Annotated in this window: 21 protein-coding genes and 1 tRNA gene; 7 read left to right on the top strand and 15 right to left on the bottom strand. The window is 66.8% G+C overall.

Features of this window, described 5'->3' with window-relative positions; translation table 11 throughout:
• The 9 genes from NSQ78_RS19150 to dtd form a co-directional block, all read right to left on the bottom strand.
• Positions 1-576, bottom strand: a complete 576-nt coding sequence (locus NSQ78_RS19150; RefSeq protein WP_004146420.1) for a BREX protein BrxB domain-containing protein — start codon at positions 574-576, stop codon at positions 1-3.
• Positions 557-1,345, bottom strand: a complete 789-nt coding sequence (locus NSQ78_RS19155; protein ID WP_164145913.1) for a BrxA family protein — start codon at positions 1,343-1,345, stop codon at positions 557-559. Before NSQ78_RS19155 ends, NSQ78_RS19150 begins: the two co-directional genes overlap by 20 nt.
• Before the next feature lie 2 nt (positions 1,346-1,347).
• A complete protein-coding gene (locus NSQ78_RS19160) occupies positions 1,348-1,848 on the bottom strand; it encodes a BrxE family protein (RefSeq protein ID WP_231098242.1) in 501 nt (166 codons plus the stop codon).
• Between the two features lie 62 nt (positions 1,849-1,910).
• Positions 1,911-2,825 (bottom strand): WYL domain-containing protein, encoded by a 915-nt coding sequence (locus tag NSQ78_RS19165; RefSeq protein ID WP_062607686.1) that lies wholly within the window; start codon positions 2,823-2,825, stop codon positions 1,911-1,913.
• A 552-nt stretch (positions 2,826-3,377) separates the two neighbouring features.
• A complete protein-coding gene (locus NSQ78_RS19170) occupies positions 3,378-4,592 on the bottom strand; it encodes an integrase arm-type DNA-binding domain-containing protein (protein WP_099490581.1) in 1,215 nt (404 codons plus the stop codon).
• 176 nt (positions 4,593-4,768) lie between these two features.
• Positions 4,769-4,844 (bottom strand) — tRNA-Ile (locus tag NSQ78_RS19175).
• Positions 4,845-4,884: 40 nt separating this feature from the next.
• Positions 4,885-5,214 carry a hypothetical protein gene (locus NSQ78_RS19180; RefSeq protein ID WP_223224756.1) on the bottom strand — a complete coding sequence of 110 codons (330 nt, stop codon included), beginning with the start codon at positions 5,212-5,214 and terminating at the stop codon, positions 4,885-4,887.
• Between the two features lie 566 nt (positions 5,215-5,780).
• The gene (gene rpoD, locus NSQ78_RS19185; RefSeq protein ID WP_049470997.1) at positions 5,781-7,634 is read right to left on the bottom strand and encodes an RNA polymerase sigma factor RpoD; all 1,854 of its coding nucleotides are present in this window, start codon (positions 7,632-7,634) and stop codon (positions 5,781-5,783) included.
• A 91-nt stretch (positions 7,635-7,725) separates the two neighbouring features.
• Positions 7,726-8,166, bottom strand: a complete 441-nt coding sequence (gene dtd / locus NSQ78_RS19190) for a D-aminoacyl-tRNA deacylase (RefSeq protein WP_064239343.1) — start codon at positions 8,164-8,166, stop codon at positions 7,726-7,728.
• Between the two features lie 61 nt (positions 8,167-8,227).
• Between dtd and NSQ78_RS19195 the strand changes: the two genes are divergently transcribed.
• From NSQ78_RS19195 to NSQ78_RS19210, 4 genes are all read left to right on the top strand, one after another.
• Positions 8,228-9,148 carry a lauroyl acyltransferase gene (locus tag NSQ78_RS19195; RefSeq protein WP_064239344.1) on the top strand — a complete coding sequence of 307 codons (921 nt, stop codon included), beginning with the start codon at positions 8,228-8,230 and terminating at the stop codon, positions 9,146-9,148.
• Between the two features lie 96 nt (positions 9,149-9,244).
• Positions 9,245-10,357, top strand: coding sequence for a GTP cyclohydrolase II RibA (ribA, locus tag NSQ78_RS19200; RefSeq protein WP_064239345.1), 1,113 nt, complete (start codon positions 9,245-9,247; stop codon positions 10,355-10,357).
• A 75-nt stretch (positions 10,358-10,432) separates the two neighbouring features.
• Entirely contained in the window at positions 10,433-10,933 is a 501-nt protein-coding gene (locus tag NSQ78_RS19205) for a PH domain-containing protein (RefSeq protein ID WP_057493874.1), read from the top strand.
• Positions 10,930-12,468, top strand: a complete 1,539-nt coding sequence (locus tag NSQ78_RS19210; protein ID WP_053461509.1) for a PH domain-containing protein — start codon at positions 10,930-10,932, stop codon at positions 12,466-12,468. The genes NSQ78_RS19205 and NSQ78_RS19210 overlap by 4 nt, the downstream gene beginning before the upstream one ends.
• Positions 12,469-12,592: 124 nt before the next feature.
• Here NSQ78_RS19210 and NSQ78_RS19215 read toward each other — a convergent pair whose 3' ends face one another.
• Positions 12,593-13,651 carry a CDP-glycerol glycerophosphotransferase family protein gene (locus NSQ78_RS19215; protein ID WP_064239346.1) on the bottom strand — a complete coding sequence of 353 codons (1,059 nt, stop codon included), beginning with the start codon at positions 13,649-13,651 and terminating at the stop codon, positions 12,593-12,595.
• Between NSQ78_RS19215 and NSQ78_RS19220 the strand changes: the two genes are divergently transcribed.
• Entirely contained in the window at positions 13,650-14,456 is an 807-nt protein-coding gene (locus tag NSQ78_RS19220) for a glycosyltransferase family 2 protein (protein ID WP_064239347.1), read from the top strand. The genes NSQ78_RS19215 and NSQ78_RS19220 overlap by 2 nt on opposite strands.
• A gap of 30 nt (positions 14,457-14,486) precedes the next feature.
• Here NSQ78_RS19220 and NSQ78_RS19225 read toward each other — a convergent pair whose 3' ends face one another.
• From NSQ78_RS19225 to def, 5 genes are all read right to left on the bottom strand, one after another.
• On the bottom strand, positions 14,487-15,752 hold the full coding sequence (locus NSQ78_RS19225; RefSeq protein WP_064239699.1) for an O-antigen ligase: 1,266 nt from the start codon (positions 15,750-15,752) through the stop codon (positions 14,487-14,489).
• Between the two features lie 143 nt (positions 15,753-15,895).
• A complete protein-coding gene (locus tag NSQ78_RS19230; RefSeq protein ID WP_057493870.1) occupies positions 15,896-17,605 on the bottom strand; it encodes a glycosyltransferase family 39 protein in 1,710 nt (569 codons plus the stop codon).
• A 22-nt stretch (positions 17,606-17,627) separates the two neighbouring features.
• A complete protein-coding gene (gene rsmB, locus NSQ78_RS19235) occupies positions 17,628-18,959 on the bottom strand; it encodes a 16S rRNA (cytosine(967)-C(5))-methyltransferase RsmB (RefSeq protein WP_064239348.1) in 1,332 nt (443 codons plus the stop codon).
• Between the two features lie 3 nt (positions 18,960-18,962).
• The gene (gene fmt / locus NSQ78_RS19240; RefSeq protein WP_064239349.1) at positions 18,963-19,886 is read right to left on the bottom strand and encodes a methionyl-tRNA formyltransferase; all 924 of its coding nucleotides are present in this window, start codon (positions 19,884-19,886) and stop codon (positions 18,963-18,965) included.
• Between the two features lie 120 nt (positions 19,887-20,006).
• On the bottom strand, positions 20,007-20,519 hold the full coding sequence (def, locus tag NSQ78_RS19245) for a peptide deformylase (protein WP_049470976.1): 513 nt from the start codon (positions 20,517-20,519) through the stop codon (positions 20,007-20,009).
• Between the two features lie 126 nt (positions 20,520-20,645).
• On the opposite strand from def, the gene NSQ78_RS19250 reads away from it, so the two are divergent.
• Together NSQ78_RS19250 and dprA are read left to right on the top strand one after the other, a co-directional pair.
• Positions 20,646-21,776 (top strand): LysM peptidoglycan-binding domain-containing protein, encoded by a 1,131-nt coding sequence (locus NSQ78_RS19250; protein ID WP_053461515.1) that lies wholly within the window; start codon positions 20,646-20,648, stop codon positions 21,774-21,776.
• A 153-nt stretch (positions 21,777-21,929) separates the two neighbouring features.
• Positions 21,930-23,057: a DNA-processing protein DprA gene (gene dprA / locus NSQ78_RS19255; RefSeq protein ID WP_064239350.1), complete on the top strand. Its 1,128-nt coding sequence runs from the start codon at positions 21,930-21,932 to the stop codon at positions 23,055-23,057.
• Positions 23,058-23,060 lie beyond the last annotated feature (3 nt).

Genomic DNA, 23,060 nt, shown 5'->3' on the forward strand with positions numbered 1-23,060 from the left:
TCAGCCGCCGACGTGAACGGAGCGGTAATTGCCGTCTTCCGGGTAGAAGCCGAGAAACTTCAGGCGTGTCTTGCCGGTTCGCACGCCGGGGTACAGAAAAATCGTCGGCACGTGAAACTTGCCCTGGAGCTGGCTTTCGATGGCGCCGATGCGCATAAACGGATGCAGTGCCTCAAGATCCGTTACCAACAGCAGCGCGTTCTGCTGGCCTTCGAGCGGCTGCAGGGCATCCTCCAGCCGCTTCAGCAGGCCGTTATCCGCCGTCAGGATGTCCGCCAGCGCCTTGTTGGTACGTGGCCAATCCAAGGGCGCTGACTTGTCCTCCATCACGCACAGCGACCAGAACGGGTCGTCTTTCAGTAGGGCCCAGATCTGTTCAGCGATGGAGAACGTGTGCACATCCCAGCCTTCCTGGTGCAGCTTGGCCACCCAAGCGGGCGTTTGCCGCTTCACCTCGAGGATTTGTTCTGGCGGGAAGACGAGGTAATAGATCGGTTCGAAGCTCGCATGACCGAGCTCACGCCCGTGGCGGATGCGCTCGCGCAACTCGTCGAAATCAGCTTTGAGTGAGGACATCGCAGAGCGCCTCCATGTCTTGTTGTTTCCAGCTGATGCGAATCACGTCGCCAGCAGCCTGGACGATGAGCAACCCCTTCAGCGAGAGCCGTTTGATTTCCTCCAGCACGTCTTCGCGCGCCAGGCCAAACAGCTGCCAGTCTTCGTGGGTCAGCAGAGCGTTGTCACCGACGCCGGAAAAGTGCAGTTCGTAGGCCAAGTAAGCGGCCACGGCTGGCGAAATACGGAACGGCAGGATGCGACGGCTTGAGCGCAGTCCACGTTCGAGCATTCCGTAGTCGGCGCAGCATCCGGTCAGATAGGCGGAGACACGCCGCACAGTGGTTTCCGACCAGCGTTTGATGGTCTTGCCGTCATCGATGCCGCGCTCGACAAAGGTCCGCGCGTCGTCATTGGTGATCAGGGTATATCCACCGGCGTACCGAGCCCAGTAAACGTGGCGCACGAAGTCGCCAAGGATCGGGTTGGCCCGACTCGTAAAAACGAGCATGAGCTGCGTCAGGTCAGCCGTGGATATCGTTGCGGACAGCCGCCTGAGATGTGCTGCTGGTGCACCACCTGCCACGAGATAGCGTGGAGCGAAGCATTCGACGACGATGTTGCGAAGTCGGCGCGCGGTAACGGTGGGGAATCGACCCGATTCCAGTGCGACCTGATGCAACTGGTTCGCCGACATGCCAGGCGACCACAGGTCGAGCAGCGTCTTGGTTTCGTTGACGAGCCCAAGGCCTGCTTGCAACTGAGTCGTGTAGGGCGTGTTGTCGGCCACGATCACCCCACCAGATACGGATAAGTTCTGGCGTTCTGTGTGAACGCCGATAGATAGGCCGCAGCGATAGCCTTCAGTGTGTCGGTGGAATCGAGATCCTTGATGCCCCCGACCGCCGTTGGACCCACGCTGGAAGTGCCGCCCGTGGCAGCCAATCGCTTCAACGCATCAAGCGCAGCCTCTTTGCTTTGTGGCGCCTGGCTGGCGAGTTCTTCTCCCACGCTACTTTGCACGGTCGCGTGCAGGTCTTGCTCGACCTCTTCGGGCAACCTGAACAGGTGGTAGCTACCCACGCTCAAATGCTCGTCGTGCAATCGTCTGGCTGCTTCCAGCACACCGTGGTACTGAGCGAGGCGAGACGTTTTCGAGAAGACCGGCTCCAGGAAGAGCTTGCTTGATGCCTCATAGAACGCCGTTGGCCACCAGGCGTACTGAGCACGCTCGCCAAGGAAGCCGACAAGCATCCTCATCTGCAGCAATGTCGGTAAGTAGGATTCTTTCATCTCAATTCTCGTCATTCGTTTGTTCTACCGACGCGACCGGCGCCGGCAGTGGTAGCCATTGTTCAGTCACATTCCGCTCCTGCTCGGGCCGCATCCAAGGGCGCATACCCTGGTGCCAGCACGGCGTTCTTGACGCCGTACAAGGCCAAGTGGTCCTTCAGCCATAGTCTGTACTCCGGCCCACGAAGGCTGTGGTCTGCGGAGCAGTCGACGCTCCACTTGCGCAGGATGTAGCCGGCAGTCGCTGCCCGAAGCTTCATCTTCACCATGCCGCCAGTCATGCCGTAATCCATCTCCGCGATCTCGGGACGCGGTTGATTGGGGTGCGGCACCAACTCCAGTTCCACGATCCTGGTCCACTGGATGTCCTGATCACTCATCTCGTGGGGCGCCACTAGCTGCGCCTTAAGCGCCACGGGGCACTTGATCCGGTTAATGACGAAATCCCGGAATTCCTGCGATTTGCGGTCGAAGGCGCGGACGAGCCAGCGCAAGCCGTTGTCGATCAACGCGAACGGGACGATCTCCCGCTCGGTGCGACCACTGGAGATGGAGTGGTACTCGATGCCGAGCGGACACGCCTGGTGAATCGCCCGAGTCACGCTCGCCAGCACATCCAGATCCATATGCGTGAGCCGTGACGGGCTCTCGCTGGCCACCCACGCCTTGAGCCGCATCGGCTCGCCATCGCCAAAACTCCGGGTCAGCCACGACAGGACCCGCTCCGGAGGGAAGTCGAAGATGGGGTGAAAGTCCGGCCCCAGGACGTAGGATTTACCCCGAGTGTCGTAGTCGATGTTGCCCGGGGCCAACTCCTTGTACAGCGCCAGATCCCTGGATGCGGCGGCGGACTGGATGCCAAACCGCGTGACCAAGTCCTGACGACGTATCTCCCCGATGAAGCGCACGCGCAACTCCACGAACGCGAGCCGGTCGCGTTGTGGCTGGGTTAGATCTGCAAGCTGTTCGTTCGACATCCGTGCGTTACCGGGAAAGATCACTCATCCGGGTCAGTAATTCCTTGTACGAGTTCTAGGGGAAAGCCTGCGGTCTGCCGGCAACCACCCAAACACTACCATCATGATCACACAAGGGCTGCATTTTGATAACCACCCCAGTTCGAGGCAGCCCATCCACCTGCAGATCTCTGCAGAGCGGCCATCAGGATGCTACGGCACCAAGATCAACACCATAGCCAGCTGCTGCCGATGGCCCTGATCGCAACTGGGAGTCGCAAGCCTGTCTGAAAACCAATGCGCTGATTCAAGACGCTTTGCGGCACCGATCCAGCGCACTCGTATGCCGTCGACATATGTGCCGAGAGGGCCATGCCCTGCCCGTCTACTCCCATCGCATGCACTGCTCTAACCAGAGGGGCCGATGCGCGCCACTTGCAGGCGCCCCGATGTCCAAAATGGTCCAGCCGCAGCCAGCTGCCTGCGGCATACCGGATGGCATACCAGTCAGCCCAGATATGAAAAAAGCCATTGATATCAATGGCTTTTTTCAAGCACCTGACGAACTAGCGGTTATGCGCGCTTAGCGAGAAACGGGGAAACCTTGGGCTGTTCTTCGCGCAGGCGATCCAGATAGTCCGACCAAGCCTGCATCATCTTCCGACGCTCGGGCAGATGGGTGGCACGGTTGTAGGCCCGACCGAGGGGATCCTTTACGGCATGCGCCAACTGATGCTCGATGTAGTCAGGGCGATACCCAAGCACCTCATCCAGTACGGTTCGCGCCATCGCACGAAATCCATGCCCAACCATGGTGTCCGAATCAAAGCCCAGGTTGCGCAAGGCCGCATTGAGCGTGTTCTCACTCATTGGCTTATGGGCAGTACGGACACTAGGGAAGACGAACTCACTGCGCTTGGTGTAGGGGTAGAGGCCCTGCAAGACATCCACCGCCTGTCTGGAAAGCGGGACGATGTGCGAAGTCTTTGTCTTACTGGTCACATACCGCCACTCGGCAGCCACAAGATCGATGTCAGCCCATTTGGCCTGCCGCAGCTCTCCTGGGCGCACGAACAGCATTGGAGCCAGCTTGAGGGCAGCCTGCGTCACAAAGGCCCCCTGGTAGCCCCAGAGAGCGCGCAAGAGCTCACCGATTGCAGCAGGCTCGGTCACACTGGCGAAGTGCTTGGTCTTTGGTTGCTCCAACGCACCTGTGAGGTCCTGTGCGGGATTTCGATCAGCTCGCCCCGTGGCAATGGCATAGCGGAAGATCCTGCCGGCATGCGCCCTTGCCCTGTGTGCCGTCTCAACGACCCCTCGCTGTTCAAGCTTCCTAAGCGCCGCCAAAAGGATGGGCGCACTAACGTCACCGATAGGCAAGTCAGCCAGACCTGCCAGGTCCTTCTCGATCAACCTTCGCTCCCGCAAGACAGATCCAGGAGACAGCCCTTCCTTCGTCCGCTTGGCCAATAGCTCAAGGCCAATGGCACTGAAAGTGTTGGCAGACCGCTCCCCCTGCACTGCTCTCTCGATCCTGGCCATCTGTGCGGGGTTTGCACCGCTGCGCAACTGAGTACGTAGACGATCCCGCTCGGCTCGGGCAGCCTGCAGGGGCATCGAAGGGTACTCACCTAGAGTGACGATGCTTGCCTTGCCCAGGTGGCGGTAGCGGTAACGCCAGACCTTAGCGCCTGATGGACGAACTTCGATGCACAAGCCATTGGCGTCAGCCACCCTGAAGGGACTTTCCCTGGGCTTGAGTGCGCGCAACTTGGTGTCAGTCAGCATGTGAGTCAAGATCCTGTGAGTCAGCCAGGGCCACACAGCCCGATGACACACACACTGACTCACTTTTTTAGTGGATGCAACCGGATGACGACAGACACAGGCGGACATCCTACCGTCGTGAAAGCCAAGATATACGTGGATAAATAGACTCTTTCGGACACTCGCGGATGTCTATGTGGTGGGCCCATCAGGATTCGAACCTGAAACCAAGGGATTATGAGTCCCCTGCTCTAACCGTTGAGCTATAGGCCCCGCGCAGCGTCACAGTGTAGTGGAGCCTGCGCTCGATCGGCTACCCGGCAGCAGCAAGAACCTCGGCAACGCGCCCCAACCGCCTCTCCGCCACTTCCGCAAACCACGCCTGCCGCCGCAGGTGTGCCTGAAACAATGCCACCGTCCTTCTGGCCTCTTCAAGCGCCTTCTGGTTGTCGCCCCTGAATCCGGCAAGCAATCCAGCACTCGGCTGCGTCAGCAACGCCAGTGTTGCTCGGCGGGCGAATCCGAGGGGGTCATCGCGCTCATCACGCATTACATCGTCCCAGTCCAACAACGGCGGGAAGTTGCAGTCACGTGCATCCGATCCATCCCTGCCGCATGCATCGACAACCATCTTCAGTTCCATACGCACTCTCCTACGATTTGTCGAACCTGTTGCGCCTCCTGTTGAGAGAGGCGACCGGGTGCTTCAACACGGTCGTAGGGCCGCCCGCAGCTTTCCCCCATGCAGGGTCTTGTATGGCTGCGCGCCACCCGGCCAGAAACGCTTGGACTCACCGGGATGACGAGTGATGCGGTTTGACCTTGGATTGCCTGCTGTTGCGGCAGACAGTCCGCCTACGAAGGTGTGTTGAGCACCTGAAGGGGACTGTGTGGAAGCGAAGGTAGTGGCTTCAATTGGCGAATGCGACATGGTCCATACCAATCACACACAGCAGGAAGCTCACAGCATTGAGCCACTTGGGATTTGCGCTGGATGGTCTCCTCCTTTGCAGCACAGTCCTCAACAATCCTCAGGCCAGTTGCGTCACAAGGTGCGGCAAGCAACCGTCACTCGTTGAGAAGATCTTCCGGATACGTCATCGCGAACAGCAGCCGAGCATGGCTCGGCTCTACAGAAAGCGCAGGCATCCGGAAAAGAAAAACCCCGCACCAGGCGGGGTTTCTCAACGCTGCAACAACCGCTGGAAATCAATCGATATCCAGGAAGCTGCGCAGCTGCTCCGAGCGGCTCGGGTGACGCAGCTTGCGCAGCGCCTTCGCTTCGATCTGGCGGATGCGCTCGCGGGTCACGTCGAACTGCTTGCCGACCTCTTCCAGCGTGTGGTCGGTATTCATGTCGATGCCGAAGCGCATGCGCAGCACCTTGGCTTCCCTCGGGGTGAGGCCGGCCAGCACGTCGCGCACGGTTTCAGACAGGTTGATGTTGGTGGTGTTCTCGATCGGGGACTCCACGTTGGTGTCCTCGATGAAGTCGCCCAGATGGGAATCCTCGTCGTCGCCGATCGGGGTTTCCATCGAGATCGGCTCCTTGGCGATCTTCATCACCTTGCGGATCTTGTCTTCCGGCATGTCCATTTCCTTGGCCAGCTCCTCCGGCGTAGCCTCGCGGCCGTACTGCTGGAGCATCTGGCGGGAAATGCGGTTCAACTTGTTGATCGTCTCGATCATGTGCACCGGAATACGGATGGTGCGCGCCTGGTCGGCGATCGAGCGGGTGATCGCCTGGCGGATCCACCAGGTGGCGTAGGTCGAGAACTTGTAACCGCGGCGGTATTCGAACTTGTCCACCGCCTTCATCAGGCCGATGTTGCCTTCCTGGATCAGGTCAAGGAACTGCAGGCCACGGTTGGTGTACTTCTTGGCGATCGAGATCACCAGGCGCAGGTTGGCCTCGACCATTTCCTTCTTGGCCTTGCGCGCCTTGGCTTCACCATAGGCCATGGCACGGCTGATTTCCTTCAGCTCTTCCAGGTCCAGCTGGGTCAGCTTCTCGATGTCGATCGTCGCCTGCTGTTCGGCAATGATCTGGTCCTTCACGTCGCGCAGGGCCGACGACCACTTCTGCTTGCGCTTCAGTGCATCTTCCACCCATTCCAGGTTGGTCTGGTTGCCTTCCCAGGAACGGATGAAGTCCTTGCGCGGCATGCGGGCGGTGACGGTGGCCAGGTTCAGCACGCGGCGCTCATGGGCCTTGATCGAAGCCATGGTGTCGCGCAGCTGCTTGGTCAGCACGTCGGTCAGCGGCAGCGGCAGCTTCAGGGTGACGAACACCGCCGACATCTCTTCGCGCAGGCGCGGCAGGTTCTTCTTGTCGCCCTTGGTCGCCGCCTTCTTGAAGGCGTTGAAGGCGTCGCTCAGCGCCTGCATGCGCGCAGCGACTTCCTCCGGATCCGGACCGGTCGGTGCGGCTTCTTCCTCGCCACCCTCGACATCATCGTCCTCGTCTTCGTCGGCTTCGGCATCGGCATCGCTGCTGTCATCGGCAGCGGCCACCGGCGGCGCCGGCTCTTCGTCGACCAGATCGTTGAAGCCGACGATCACTTCGGCCAAGCGCTTCTTGCCTTCCTTGTGGGCTTCGTAGTCGTTCAGCAGCGACTCGACCGAAACCGGGAACTGGCCGAGGGCGGCCTGGACCTGCGAAAGGCCTTCCTCGATGCGCTTGGCGATGGCGATTTCGCCTTCGCGGGTCAGCAGCTCGACGGTGCCCATTTCGCGCATGTACATGCGCACCGGGTCGGTGGTGCGGCCACCTTCGGTGTCGAGCGCGCTCAGCGCAGCGGCGGCTTCTTCGGCCGCGGTGTCATCGACTTCGCGGTTGCCGGTGTTGCCGTCGTTGAGAAGCAGGGTCTCCACATCCGGCGCAACTTCATGGACATCGATGCCCATGCCGTTGATCATGCCGATGATGTCTTCGATCTGTTCCGGGTCGACCATGTCGTCCGGCAGATGGTCATTGACTTCGGCGTAGGTCAGGTAGCCCTGTTCCAGGCCCTTGCTGATCAGTTGCTTGATTTCGGATTGGGCAGGACGTTCGTTGGCCATGTAGTGCTCGCGCCACCGGCTGGGTAGGAAATAGGGAACGTAGCATTATACCAGCCCGGGGCCCCGCCTGCCGGGCGGTGGTCCCGCAGGCTCAGGGCCGGAGAAGGAAGGTCACAGGACCGTCATTGACCAGGCTGACGACCATATGGGCACCAAACCGGCCCGTTTCCACCCCTGGCGCGTGATTTTCACGACAGATCCCGACAAATCGATTGAACCCGCGTTCAGCCTCGTCCGGCGGCGCGGCGGTGGTGAAGCTGGGCCGCATGCCCGATCGGGTGTCGGCGGCCAGGGTGAACTGGCTGACCAGCAGCAGGCCGCCGCCGGTATCACGTAGCGAGCGGTTCATCTTCCCGGCCTCGTCGGCGAACACCCGGTAGCCCAGCAGGCGCTCGGCCATGCGCTGCAGTTGGGCCTCGCTGTCACCCGGCTCCATGCCGACCAGGGCCAGCAGGCCGGGCCCGATCTGCCCCACCACCTCCTGCTCGACATGGACGGCGGCCTGGCTGACGCGCTGGATCAGGATGAGCATGGTGTTCTCCGGATGAACAGGGCCGGCCACGATAGCAGCGCCCTTGGCTAAACTGGCGCCGATGAATCCGCACCGCAAAGCCCGGCTGGTCTACCGCGCCACCACCCTGTTCGCCCGCCTGCCCTGGCCGCTGCTGCGGGCGTTCGCGCACGCCCTGGCATGGACATGGGTCCGTCTCAATGCCCGGGAGAGCCGCGTTACCCGGCGCAACCTCGAACTGGCCTACCCGGAGCTGGACGGTCCCGCGCGCGACCGCCTGCACCGCGAGCTGCTGCGCTCGACCGCCCTGCAGGCGATCGAGACCCTGCGCCTGTGGAGCCGGAAGCCGGCCGACAACCTGCGCCTGCACCTGCAGCAGCGCCACGGCGAAGCCCTGTACGACGCGGCCCTGGCCAGCGGCAAGGGCGTGATCGTGGCCGCCCCGCACTTCGGCAACTGGGAGCTGCTGAACCAGTGGCTGGCCTCGCGCGGGCAGATCGCCATCGTCTACAAGCCGCCGGAGGACGAAGCCAGCGACGCCTTCCTGCAGCTGGTGCGCGGCGGCCAGAACGTGCAGCAGGTGCGCGCCGAGGGCCCGGCCGTGCGCCAGTTGTTCAAGGTACTCAAGGAGGGCGGCGCCACCGGCATCCTGCCCGACCAGCAGCCCAAGGCCGGCGATGGCGTATTCGTGCCGTTCTTCGGCGTGCAGGCGCTGACCATGACCCTGGTCAACCGCCTGGCCGAGCGCACCGGCGCCACCGTGCTGTATGGCTGGTGCGAGCGCGTCGGGCCGGACATGGAATTCGCCCTGCACATCGAGCCGACCGACCCGGCCGTGGCCGACCCGGACCCGCAGGTGGCCGCCACCGCGCTCAATGCCGGCATCGAGCGCATCGCCCGTCGCGACCCGGCGCAGTACCAGTGGACCTACAAGCGCTACACGCTGCGGCCCCCGGGCAGCGGCGAGGAAGACCCGTACGCGACCGAAGAACATCCGCATTGACGGCTATCCGGTCGCCTGCGACCGGCGGCCGCACCACGTTGAATACGACGCCGCTGCCCCCATAGAGACTGCGATGTCCGCCTCCCCGGTCCTGCCATGACTGCTGCCTCTTCCCTGTTCGGCGATCCCGCCGCGATCCGCTGCGAACGCGCGGTGGCCGAACTGCGTGCCGGTCGCCCGGTGCTGCTCCACGACGGCCAGGACCAGCGCCTGGCCGTGATCGCGCTGGACAGCGCCACGGCCAGCAGCTTCGCCGCGTTCGCCAGTGCTGCACGCCAACGCCATTACCTGTTCCTGACCGCTACCCGCGCCCGCGTGCTCGGCGTGGAGGCTCCGCAAGGCGCACGCCTGCCCCTGGCCGGCGTCGCCTTCGATGCCCTGCCCTCGCTGGGCTACCTGCGCGAACCCGGCCCGATGCCCGAAGACTGGAGTGCCGGCGACGCCTTCGATGCCGGCGCGGTGGAGCTGGCCCGCCTGGGCCTGCTGCTGCCGGCGATGGTGGCGGTGCGCCTGGATGCGGAGGACACGACCTTTGCGGGTGCGGCCGAAGTGGCGTTGTGCGACCTGGCCGAGGGCGCGGCACACGCCGCCCACGATTACGAACTGGTCGCCCGTTCGCCGGTGCCGCTGCGCGACGTCGGCATGACCACCTTCGCGGTGTTCCGCGGGGGCGTGGCCCAGCGCGACCAGGTCGCGATCATCGTCGGCGAACCGGACCTGTCGGCAGTGGTGCCGGTACGCGTGCACTCCTCGTGCCTGACCGGCGACCTGTTCGGTTCACTCAAGTGCGACTGCGGCGACCAGCTGCGGCGTGGCCTGCGCAAGCTGAAGGAACTGGGCGGCGGCGTGCTGCTGTACCTGGACCAGGAAGGCCGCGGCACCGGCATCGCGGCCAAGATGCGCGCCTACGGCTACCAGCACGACGGCCTGGACACCATCGATGCCGATGCGCAGCTGGGCTTCGGCGCCGACGAGCGCCGCTACGGCAGTGCGGTGGCGATGCTGCACGGCCTGGGCATTTCGCGCGTGGCCCTGCTCAGCAACAATCCGACCAAGGCACAGCGCCTGCGCAACGCCGGCATCGAGGTGCTGGACTGCATTCCGGTCACCGGCGAGATCACTGCCGAGAACGAGCACTACCTGCGTACCAAGGCTGATCGTGCAGGCCATCTGCTGGATGTTGACGCGCTGATCCAGGCTGCCCAGTAACGCAGCCGACCTGCTACCGTCTGCGCGGTGCGGCCAGCGCCGCCACCGCCCGCCCTGCCGCCTGACGGAGCCTGCGTGACCGACGTCGCCCCTACCGCCCCACCCACCGATGCCTGGCAGTCGCTGCCGCAACGCGCCGCGCGCCTGGCCGCACTGGAAGGCGCATTCGGCGGCGCGTTCGTGCCGGGCCTGCCACTGGCCGCAGCTGGCTGGTTCTTCGATCTGCCAGGCGGCCTGTGGACCGCCGTGATCGGTCTGCTGGCGGGCATCGCCTTCGGCGCATGGCTCGGCCGCCGGCGACTGACCCGCACCCGCTGGCGGCTGGATGCCCAGGGCCTGGGCCTGCGCCGCGACCTGATGTGGCAGCTGGAAACCCGCATTCCCATTTCGCGCGTACAGCACCTGGACCTGCGCAGGGGCCCGTTGGAACGCCGCGCCGGCCTGGCCACGCTGATCGTGCACACCGCCGGTACCCGCATGAGCGCGGTGACTGTCAGCGGCCTGGATGAAGTCGATGCCGAACGCCTGCGCGACACGCTTTCGCACCAGCTGGACCAGGACGCCGACGCCCTGTGAGCCTGCCACCGCCCCTGCCCGCATCGCTGCCTGACGGTGGCGAAGACCATCGCCTGCACCCGTGGTCGTGGCTGTTCGTGCTGCTGATGCAACTGCGCCACTACTTCCTGCCACTGGTGGCACTGCTGGTGTTCGGCCAGCGCGGCGACCGCGACCCGATGTGGGCGCAGCTGATCCCGTTGTCGGCGATTGCCGCGCTGGTGCTGGTCTCGGTGCTGCAGTACCTCAGCTACCGCTACCGCATCGGCAGCGACGCGATCACCGTGCGCAGCGGGCTGCTGGCGCGCAACCGCCGCGAGATCCCGTTTGCCCGCATCCACAACGTGGAAGTGCGGCAGAACCCGCTGCACCGCCTGTTCGGCGTGGCCGAGCTGCGCCTGGAGTCGGCTGGCGGCGTGCGCCCGGAAGCGGAAATGCGGGTGCTGAAGCTGGACCAGGCGCTGGCGCTGGAACGTCTCGTGCGCCAGCGTGGGCAGGCACCGCAGGCCGCCGACGCTGTCGCCACGCCTGCGGACACCGCGGCCGGCACCGAACACGTCCTGCTGCGCCTGTCGGGCTGGGACGTGGTGCGCATGGGCCTGCTTTCCAACCGCGGCTGGGCGCTGGCGGTCGCCGCCTTCGGCGTGCTGTTCCAGACCGTGCCGCGCCCGGTGATGGACGCGGCCATCCAGCGTGGCGGCCGCGAGGCATTCGGTTATGCCAGCCACCTGCACCCCGGCGTGGCCGGCGCTTTCCTGCTGCTGGCAGCGGCCCTGCTGCTGGGCTGGCTGGGGCTGCGCCTGCTGTCGGTGGTGCTGACCCTGCTGCGCTATCACGGCTTCACCCTCAGCGAGCAGGATCGCCGGCTGACCGTCTCGGCCGGCCTGCTCAGCCGCACCCGCAGCAGTGTTGCGCGACGCCGCATCCAGGCCTGGACACTGCGCGAAACCACCCTGCATCGCTGGTTCGGACTGCGCCAGCTGCGCATCGACAGCGCCGCCGGCGGTCCCTCGCGCGACGAGGATCGCGCCCTGCGCGAGCTGGCGCCGTTGGCCCCCCGCGAGCACTGCACGCAGCTGGTGCGGCACCTGCTGCCCCGGCTGCAGTGGCCGCCCGCGCAGTGGCAGTCCATCCCGCAGCGTGGATGGTGGCGGCTGTGCCTGGGCGCGCTGGTGCTGGTCCCCCTGCTGGCTGTCGCCGGCTATTGGCGCTGGGGAACGTGGGGCCTGCTGGTGCTGGCCTGGTTGCCGGTGGCGCTGCTGGTCGCGCACCGGCAGATGGCGCGCATGGGCTGGTACCTGGATGACCACTACGTAGCCGTGCGCGGCGGCTGGTGGAAGCGCTGGTGGCGCTGGGCCGAGCTGGACAAGGTGCAGGGCCTGCGCCTGCGGCGCTCACCGCTGGACAAGCTGCTGGGTACCAGCAGCCTGCAACTGGATACCGCCGGCGCGCATGGCGATGTGGCGCTCACCCTGCACTACCTGCCGCGGGCGCAGGCGCACCAGGTGATGGAGCAGCTGGCCGCAGCGCTGGCGCGGCGCACGCTGCGCTGGTAAGCAATACAGGCAGTGCCGGCCGCTGGCCGGCAACCGCAGACATTGCCGAGGTTGCCGGCCAGCGGCCGGCCCTACCGCGAGCGGAGTCGTGCATCCACGCATGGCGTGGATCCGCATCAACCCATCAGCGCTGCGACGGCCCCCAATAGCCCAGGTCCTTGCGGATCTGCAGGTCGCGCACCCAGCTGCCGAACGGCTTGCGTCGCAACGCGCCCATTTCACCGGACAGGAAATCCTCGGTGGCCGCGATCACCCGTTCGCTGGACAGGCCGTCACGGTAGGGGTGGATGGCGTCGGCATAACGCACGATCTCCGCCTGCAGCGCCGCGTCCGGATGCAGCGCGCGCTGCAGCATCGCCGGCAGCTGCAGCGGGTCGTCGAAGTCGATCATGTGCGGCTTGGGCACGCGGTTGCGGAAGGTCACCACCGGCTTGTGCTGGACGATGAACTCCGAAACGATCGACGAGGTATCCGACACCAGCACATCGGCAGCGCGCTGTGCGGCCATCACCTGTTCCGGCTCGATGAAGCGCGCATGGGCACCGGCCAGCGCGCGGTAGCGTTCGAACAGGTCCGGTGGGCACTTCGGGTGCAGTGTCAGCAGCCAGTAGCGCTCACCGGCCGCGATGTCGGCCGCGATCTGCGCGTGCAGGTGCGGGGCGGCACTCAGGCGCTCGGTGAAGGTCGAACCGAACAGGATCACCGGGCGCCCGCCCGCTGCTGCGCGCAGCGCGGCGCTCTCGCCACCGTCGTCGCGGAACAGCGGATCCAGCTTCGGCCAGCCGGTCTCGGCCACGGCGAAGTGGCCCTGCTGGGCCGCGATCGCACGGAACGGCGCGGTGGTGGCCGGGCCCTGCGTGCAGTACAGGTCGAACATCCCGCGCACCCGGAAGTGGCCGCGCGCACTGTCGCGCTTCTCCACGTTGAAGCCATGGAACAGCTGCACCTTGGCCCCGGACAGGAAGGTCGGCACCCAGTTGGCGGCGCTGAACACCGCGCGCGGCCGCATCGCCAGCGCCTGTTTCAGGCCGATGCTGGGCACCCCTGGCAGCTGGCTGCCGGCCGCGCCGTCCTCGAACCAGGCCGCCACCTCCTGCCCGGAGGCGTGCAAGGCCTGCGCCAACGGGGCGAGAATAGGCAGCGCATAGCGCTCCGTCGCAAACAACAGGTACCCGGCCATCATGTCCTCCACGACCGCTCCCATCGAACGGCCTCGCATCTCGGCCTGCATTATCGCGTTCAACGAGGCGGGCCGCATCGGCGACTGCCTGGCCTCGCTGGCCTTCTGCGATGAGATCCTCGTCGTCGACTCGTACTCCACCGATGCCACCGTGGCCATCGCCGAGGCCGCGGGCGCCCGGGTGCTGCAGCGCCCGTTCGACGGCTTCCGCAGCCAGAAGGACTACTGCGTCGGGCAGGCCCGCCACAACTGGGTGTTGTGCCTGGACGCCGATGAGCGGATCAGCCCGGGGCTGCGTGCGGCCATCGAACAGGCCCGTGAAGGGGGCTTCGCCGGTCATGCCGGCTACCGCTTCGCGCGCCTGTCGGAGTACTTCGGCAGGTTCCTGCGCCATGGCAACGCCTACCCGGACCGGGTGATGCGCCTGTTCGACCGCCGCCGCGGCGGCTGGCGCGGCAAGCGCGAGATCCACGAGGCGGCCAGCGTCGATGGCAGCGTCGGCACCCTGCGCGGCGACCTGATCCACTATCCCTACCGCTCCTTGCAGCAGCAGCTGGCCAAGACCGAGAAGTACGCACGGATGATGGCCGAGCACGAATTCGCGCGCGGCAAACGGGCCACGCTGGGCAAGCTGGTGCTGGCGCCGGCCTGGCGGTTCTGGCGCGGCTTCCTGTTCCGTGGCGGCTTCCGCGACGGCTGGCACGGCCTGGTCTACGCCTATGTGCGCGCCAACTACGTGCGCCAGAAGACCATCATGCTGTGGATGCTGGGCAACGGCCAGGCCGTGGCAGACCCGCCGAACCCCTGATCGCCCGGCCCTGTGCGGGGCGCCGCTGGATCACGTCCCGCTGATTGCCCGGTGGCGCGCGCCCTCGACGATCGACAGGCCGGTCAGCAGGCCGACCAGCGTCACGTAGAAACTGGCGGTCATCTGGTGCGCGAACATCGACTGGGTCAGGCCGCACAGTGCGTAGGTGATCACCAGCATGATGCCGGCGGCCGCCGGGCCCCGGAAGGTCGATCGTCCGCTGCGGCGATGCAGGCGCACGAACAGCCAGAGCGGGATGCCATACACCGCCAGCAACAGCAGCAGGCCAGGTGCGCCCTGGGTCGCTGCCCATTCGGCGACATCGTTGTGTGCATGCCCCAGGTGGCAACGCAACTCTTCCGGGTTCTCGCGGCAGACCGGCACGCGCAGCATCGCGCTGTCGAAATGACCGATGCCCACCCCCACCAGCGGATGGTCGAGGAAGGTCTGCCAGGCCACCTGCAGGCGCTCCACGCGGGCCCCGGCGGACGAGTCGCTGTCGCCCAGCTCCATCCGCTGCACGTCACTGTGCAGCTCGCTCAGGCGGACCTGGTGGCGCAGTTCCGGTACCGACAGCAGCAGGGTCGCACCGATCGCCAGCATGCCGGCCAGCACCGACAGGCGCGCCGCGCCGGTGCGCCAGCGCAGGCTCAGCGCAAGCACCACCAGCAGTGCCAGCAGGGCGGCAAACACGCCGCGGCTGCCAGTCAGCACGATGGTGCCGCAGCCAGCGGCCATGCCAAGGATCACCAGCGACCAGCGCCGCGACGGGCGGCAGAACACCAGCAGCACCATCAGCACCATCACGATGTCGGCCAGTACGATGGCGTTGGTGAACAGGTCCGCGCGCGGGGCGCCGCCCAGCACCTGCCACAGCGACATCACGAAGGTGGCGAGCAGGCCGGTCAACGCGCCATACCAGAGCCAGCGCAGGTTGGGACGCAGCGCGCACACCCACAGCGCGATCCACGGGATCACCACGAACCGCGATCGGTTGTCGACGTCACGCAGGCCCTGCTCGAACAGCAGCACCGACAGCAGGCCGAGCGCCAGCACCGCCAGCATCAGCCAGGCCAGCACTTTCACCGGTTGGCCCGCCATGCCGCGCGCACGCCACAGCAGCTCCGGCGCCAGCAGGGTGCTGAGCAGCAGCAGCAGGCCGTACGGCAACAGGTTGATCGGCACGGTCAGCACCAGCGCCGGCAGGCAGAACAGGCCCAGCTGGGCCAGGCCGTGGGCCACCCCGTGACGCCCGCCGGCGGGAACGCCCAGCGGATCGCCGGCCGTGAGGTTCAGGTTGTCCGGTGAAGCTGGCACGTCGGGAAGTATCGCTGCAATCGGCTGGAAGAACGGGAACGGCCGATGCAGGCCATCCCGGCCTGCTGTTTTACTGCCTTTGGCCACGCTTGGGCAGACTGGACAAGCAGGAAGGGGGCGGGCTAGTCATGTTCCTGCAGACGCCGTTCACGTTCCCGCTCCTCCGCGGTGACCACGCAGGGCACCTTCACCGCCGCTGCCGGCACCAGCCACCAGCGCCGGCGGTTGGCCACGCCAGCCAGTTCGGAGCGGTTGCGGTCGATGCACGACAGCATCGCGTATTCATGGACCAGCAGCCAACGGCGATCGGGCGCCAGCCGCTGCCAGCGCGTGGCCGCCAGGAGCTGCTCGTCCCAATCGGTCTCGAAACCGAAGGTCGCCGCAGGGCGATCGGCCAGCAGCAGATGCTGTTCCTTCCAGGCCACCAGTCCCAGCTCGGCATCGGGGGCCAGGCGCGCGCCGACCGTGCGCATCAGGCCGCGGGCGGAACTGGAATCGTTCAGCAACGGGTAGCCGACCAGGCTGTACAGCACCCAGACCATCGCCAGGGTCGATACCAGCGCATGCTGCCGGCGGCGGCCACAGGCCAGCAGGCTCAGGCCGCCCCACAGGCCCATCGCCAGGATCGTCCAGGCCAGTGCATTGACGGCCCCGGGTGCCAGCCCGCGGCTATGGGTCAGGCGCAGCTCGAAGGCCGGGTCGCCCACCACCGCCATCGCGCCGGCCACGGCCAGGCCCAGTGACAGCAGGCCGGTGAACAGCCCCACCACGGCCTGCACATCGCGCCGCTTCAGCAGCCCCGGCAGCAACGGCGCCAGCGCCAGGCAGAACATCGGCAGCGCCGGCAGGATGTAGACATCGCGCTTGCCATCGGGGATCGAGAAGAACAGCACCACCATCAGCCACCAGGCCAGCGGCAGCAGATAGCGCGCGTCGCGGCGGCGCAGCCGGCGGCGCCAGGCCGGAATCGCCCAGGGCAGCGCCAGGAAGGCCGGGATCCACATCAGCGGCATCGTCGCCAGGAAGTACCAGCCGGGCTGGTGGTGGTCCCACGAATGCGTATAGCGCCGCGCGGTCTGCTGGAACAGGATGTCGTCCATGTACGCGCGGTATTCGTCCGAGCCGGTGGCAAAGCCGGCCAGCAGCATCGGCGCCAGCCACAGCGATACCGCCAGCAGGAACGCCAGCGGCGCCAGCCAGAAGCGCACGTCGCGCGCATGCAGGCTTACCCGGGGCCACTGCAGTGCCGCAGCGATCGCCGCGGGCACGATCATCAGCAGCGCCAGCATGCCCACGCCCTTGGTGATCACGCCGATGCCGGCGAAGAACCAGCCCAGCCACCACCAGCGCCACGCCGGCCCCAGCAGCAGGTGGCGCAGCAGGCCATAGTTGGCCAGGGTGATGAACAGCAGCAGCAGGGGATCGATCTGCGCCTTCTTCGCCTGGAAGGTGAACTGCAGCGCGAACAGCAGCGCCCAGCCGGCATACAGCCCCACCCGCCGCGTCCACAGGCGCCGGCCCAGATCGACCACGCACCACAGCGTGCCCAGCGCCGCCAGCAGCGACGGCAGCAGGAACGCCACGCGCCACTGCCCGACCAGCCCGTACAGCGTGGCCTGCCACCACATCAGCATCGGCGGCTTGTCCGAGTACAGCTCGGTGCCGCGGTGCGGGAACAGCCAGTGGCCGCTGTCGATCATCTGCTTGGCCACCAGCGCGAAGCGCGGTTCGTCCGATGGCCACGGATCACGAAGGCCCAGCCCGGCCCCCAGCACCAGCAGGGCCATCACCACCAACAACCACGTCTCGCGCGATGCGCGGGATCTCAGCATGGGACTCGCAACGTCAGCAGGGTCAGGCTGTTTTTAGCAGACGCGCGTAAAAGAATCCGTCAGCATCGCTGTCACCGGGCAGTCGCTGGCGCGCAATGCCCTCGCAGTCCAGGCCGAATCTGTCATCCAGCGGCTCTGCCACCGCGTCCGGATGCCATTTCAGGAAGGCCCTTACCTGATCGATGTTCTCGGCACGCAGGATCGAGCAGGTGGCGTACAGCAGCACGCCGCCCGGGCGCAGCATCGACCAGCAGGCCTCCAGCAGGCGGGCCTGCACGCCGACCAGCGCATCGATGTCCTCGGCGCGGCGATGGAACATCACGTCCGGCTGGCGACGGATCACGCCGGTGGCCGAACACGGAGCATCCAGCAGGATCGCGTCGAACGGCGTGCCATCCCACCAGGCACCGGGGTCGCTTGCATCGGCCACCCGGGTCTGCGCGCCTTCGCCCACGCCGGTGCGGGTGTAGGTGTCGCGCGCACGCGCGAGGCGGCGCGCGTCGATATCCAGCGCCAGCAGGCGCAGGCCCGGGTCACGTTCCAGCAGGTGCGCCGACTTGCCACCGGGCGCCGCGCAGGCATCCAGCACGCGGGCGCCGGCCGCCGGCGCCAGTGCGTCGGCGGCACATTGCGCCGACAGGTCCTGCACCGACAACGCACCGTCCGCGAATCCCGGCAGCTGGTTCACCGCGATGGGCGCCGCCAGGCGCAGCGCGTCGGCGCTGAGCGGGCTGGCTTCGGCGGCAATACCGGCCTCGGCCAGCGTGGCCAGCGCCTTGTCACGGCCCCCCTGCTGGCGGTTGGCACGCAGCCACAGCGGCGCCGGCTGCAGGCTGGCAGCAAAGATCGCCTCGGCCTGCGCCGGCCAGTCACGCTCGATGGCATCGGCCAACCACGCCGGGAAGGCGTCACGCGCAGGCTGCTCCGGGAAACCCTCGCGCTGCGCGCGGCGCAGGATCGCGTTGACCAGCCCGGCCTGGCGCTCACGGCCCAGCGCGCGGGCGGCGTCGACCGTGGCCGACAGGGCCGCATGCGCCGGCAGTTCCAGCACGTCCAGCTGCGCGAAGCCCACCATCAGCAGCGTGCGCAGGTCGGCGTCGCGCGCCGACAGCGGCTTCTGCATCCACGACTGCAGGGCAGCGTCATAGGTACTGCGGCGGCGCAGGACCGCAAAGCACAGTGCTTCCAGCAGGGCGCGATCGCGGCTGTCGGCCAGCTTGGGCAGGGCCCAGGCCAGTTCCGCCTTCAGCGAGCGGCCACGGGTGAACACCTGCGCCAGTACGCGTGCGGCCAGCATGCGGGTGGCCGCGCCCGGCGCCGCCTTGGCGACGGAGAAATCATTCTGCTTCGACACCGCTTATGCCCCCACGTGCAGGTCGCGGCGTGCATTGAGGTAGTCGGCGGCGGTGATCGCCTTGCCGCCTTCGCGCTGCAGCGTGCGCAGGCGCAGCACGCCCTGGCCGCAGGCAATGTCGATGCCGTCGCGGCTGGCCGCCAGCACGGTACCCGGCGCCTGGCCATGGGCCACGTCCAGCGCCACCGCGCCATGGATGCGCACGCGCTCGCCGGCCAGCGTGGCCTCGGCGATCGGCCACGGGTTGAAGGCACGCACGGTACGCGCCAGCGCGTCGGCGTCCTGCGCCCAGTCCAGCCGGGCCTCGGCCTTGTCCAGCTTGTGCGCGTAGGTCACGCCCTGCTCGGGCTGCGGCCGCGCGATCGGCTTGATGCCGGCACGCAGCAGGCCCAGGCCATCAGACAGCACCTGTGCGCCCAGTTCGGCCAGCTTGTCATGCAACTGGCCACCGGTATCGGTCGCCGCGATCGGCAACGGCTGGTGCAGCAGCACCGGGCCGGTGTCGAGCCCTGCCTCCATCTGCATCAGGCACACGCCGGTCGTGGGGTCACCGGCCTGGATCGCGCGCTGGATCGGCGCAGCACCACGCCAGCGCGGCAGCAACGACGCATGCACGTTCCAGCAGCCGTGGGTCGGGATCGCCAGCACGGCCTTGGGCAAGATCAGGCCGTAGGCGACCACCACCATCAGGTCCGGCTGCAGGTCACGCAGCTGCTGCTGGGCAGCCGGGTCCTTCAGCGATTCGGGCTGGTAGACCGGAATGCCGCGGGCCACGGCCTCGAGCTTGACCGGCGACGGCGCCAGGCCACGGCCACGGCCGGCCGGGCGGTCAGGCTGGGTATAGACGGCCACGACCTCGTGGTGGCGCGCCGCAGCGCGCAGCGACGACACCGCGAATTCCGGCGTACCGGCAAAGACAATCCTCATGGCTACCCCACTTGCAGGATGGATTCGTGCAGGAAAGAAAACGGCGCCGTCGGCCGGCGCCGTAGAGCCCGCGCGCGTCGCGCAGGCACGGGCCACCCGAAGGGCGGCCCGGATCGGCGATCACGCCACGTGCTTGCGCTGCTTGGCCAGCTTCTTGCGCACCATCTCGCGCTTGAGCGGCGACAGATAGTCGATGAACAGCTTGCCGTCCAGGTGGTCCATCTCGTGCTGGATGCACGTCGCCAGGACTTCACCCGCCTCCAGCTGCTGTTCCTGGCCGTTGCGGTCCAGGTACTTCACGGTGATGGTGTCGGCACGGGTCACGTCGGCGAAGATGCCCGGCACCGACAGGCAGCCTTCCTGGTACACCCGGCCCCCTTCCTTGGCGACGATTTCCGGGTTGATGAACACATGCGGTTCATTCTTTTCTTCGCTGACGTCGATGACCATGAAGCGCTTGTGCACGTCCACCTGGGTGGCGGCCAGGCCGATGCCGGGCGCGTCGTACATGGTCTGGAACATGTTGTCGATCAGTTCCTGGAAGGCCGGCGTGGTGACTTCGGCGGCTTCGATCAACGCAGCCTTGGTACGCAGGCGCGGATCGGGGAACTCGAGAATGGGGAGAAGGGCCATGGCTGTTTCCGGGTAGGGGGCCGGCACGCCGGCATACGTCGCAGATTCTAGCTCCAACGCTTGCCTTGCGCCCCGGTTTCTGGACTATAGTGCGTGGACCTGTTGGGGAATCAGGGCTTCACACCTATGTTGCTTCGTTTTCGTACGGTCGTCGCCGCGGCGATGCTGACCGTGGCTGCCTATGCTACCGCCGTGGAAGTGAATGGCGGGCACCCGGACACCTACGTGGTCCGAAAAGGGGATACGTTGTGGGATATCGCCGCGCGTTTCCTGCAGAAGCCTTGGCTGTGGCCGGAGATCTGGCAGGCCAATCCGCAGATCGCCAACCCGCACCTGATCTATCCCGGTGACGTGCTGAGCCTGGCCTACCTGGACCGGGTGACCGTGTCCCAGGCCGGTCCGCGCCAGGAGGCCCCGATCGACGCCATTCCGCTGGCCCAGGTCGAGCCGTTCCTGAAGCAGCTGAGCGTCGTCGACAGCATCAAGCAGCTGCCCTACGTGGTCGGCCTGGAGGACAGCCGCCTGCGCGCCGCGGGCGGTGACACCGTCTACGTGCGCCTGGCCGATGCCCAGGTGGGCCAGCGCTGGGCCGTGGTACGCCCGACCGTGCGCTACGCCCAGCCCAAGCCGACCGAGGACCTGACCGCCAATGGCGACGTCACCCCGGGCAGCGGCAACCTGTGGAAGGCCTACAACGCGCCCAACGCGCGCCGTGGCGTGCTCGGCTACGAGCTGGCCCAGGTCGCCACCGGCACCATCACCCGGATCGCCGGCGGCCAGGTCGAGGCCTCCACGCTGGTGCTGGACAAGAACGTCGGCGGCCGCGAAGTGCGCGCCGGCGACCGCCTGGTGCCGATCGAGGCGCGGCCGTACGACCTGCAGTTCGTGCCCCACGTGCCCGCTGCCGGCGTCGAGGGAGTGGACGTGCGCGTGCTGGCCGTCACCGACATGTTCAACGCCGGTGGCCCGCGCGACGTGATCGCGATCTCGGCCGGCCGGGCCCAGGGCGTGGACAACGGCACCGTGTTCTCGCTGTGGCGCCCAGGCCGCCATGTGGCGCACCGCATGAAGTACCCGACCTCCTCGCGCATGGACGATTCGCTCAGCACCGGCGCCGGCCGGGTCTCGCTGCCGGACGAATATGCCGCGCATGCGATGGTGTTCCGTACCTTCGACAACGTCAGCTATGCGCTGGTGATGCAGGGCGTGAAGCCGGTGCAGGTGGGTTACAACGCGCTGCACCCGGACGCAAAGTAGAGTCGGCTGCTTTTCGTCCAGATGCTCGAGAACGCCGGCGCTGGGCGCGATGCTCGACTGACAGTCGACCCTGCAGGGCGGTCCGGCAAACCCTGACGGTCACATGCGAAGGCGCCCTAGGGCGCCTTCGTTGTATCCGGCCGATAGTAGGGGATGACCACGCATGCATATGAGGCGCTGCTGCGCCTGTTGATGGCGGGAGGCGCATTGGCGCCACGACGGGCCCTGCTGCAGGCCGCGGGCGATGCGCAGGCCGCCATCGCGCAGGGCAGCGCGAACTGGCGCGCGCACGGCTGCACGCCGGAGCAATGCGCCGCACTGGAACGTCCTGACCACCGGGCCTGGGCAGCTACCCTGCGCTGGCTGGAACAGGACAACCATGACCTGCTGCCCTGCACCGATCCGGCCTTTCCGCCATCGCTGCTGGAGGTGCCCAACCCGCCGCTGGCGCTGTTCGTCGCCGGTGATCCCTGCCTGGCCTGGCGCCCCTCGGTGGCGCTGGTCGGCAGCCGTTCCCCCACCCCGGGCGGGCGCGCACTGGCCGCGCGTTTTGCGGGCTGTTTCGTCGAGGCCGGCCTGGCCGTGACCAGTGGCCTGGCCGCAGGCATCGATGCGGCCGCGCACCAGGCCACGCTGGACGCCGGTGGCTGCACCGTGGCGGTGATCGGCACCGGCCCCGACCGCGCCTATCCGGACAGCCACGCCCGGCTGCAGGCGCGCATCGCCGCCGAAGGCGCGGTGCTCAGCGAATACCTGCCCGGCACGGCCGCCCGCCCCGGCCACTTCCCTGCACGCAACCGGCTGGTGGCCGGGCTGGCGCTGGTGACCGTGGTGGTCGAGGCCGCCCAGCGCTCGGGTGCGCTGATCACCGCGCGGCTGGCCGCCGAGGCAGGCCGCGAGGTCTGCGCACTGCCCGGATCGCTGCTGAACCCGCGCGCGGCGGGCTGCCACCGCCTGATCCGTGAAGGCGCCGCGCTGGTCGAGCGCCCCGAGGACGTCCTGGAACTGCTGGCGCCCGCCCTCCGCCAGCAGCTGCCGGGCTTGCAATCGCGCCTGGCCACCCCCACTGAACAGGCACCGCCGGCGCTCCTGCCGGCGCGCTGGGCCGACGACCCTGACTACCAGTGCTTGTGGCGGGCGCTGGACCACAACCCAAGCGGTATGGATTCACTGATCACGCGTTGTGGATTGACGGCGTCACAGGTGTCCTCCATGCTGCTGGCCATGGAACTGGCGGGAATCGTGGTGTGCGTACACGGCCGCTACTGTCGAACTCCCTAGTTT

The sequence above is a fragment of the Stenotrophomonas sp. FSL W7-1447 genome (assembly GCF_037966425.1).
In the GTDB taxonomy this organism is placed as follows: Bacteria; Pseudomonadota; Gammaproteobacteria; order Xanthomonadales; family Xanthomonadaceae; genus Stenotrophomonas; species Stenotrophomonas pavanii.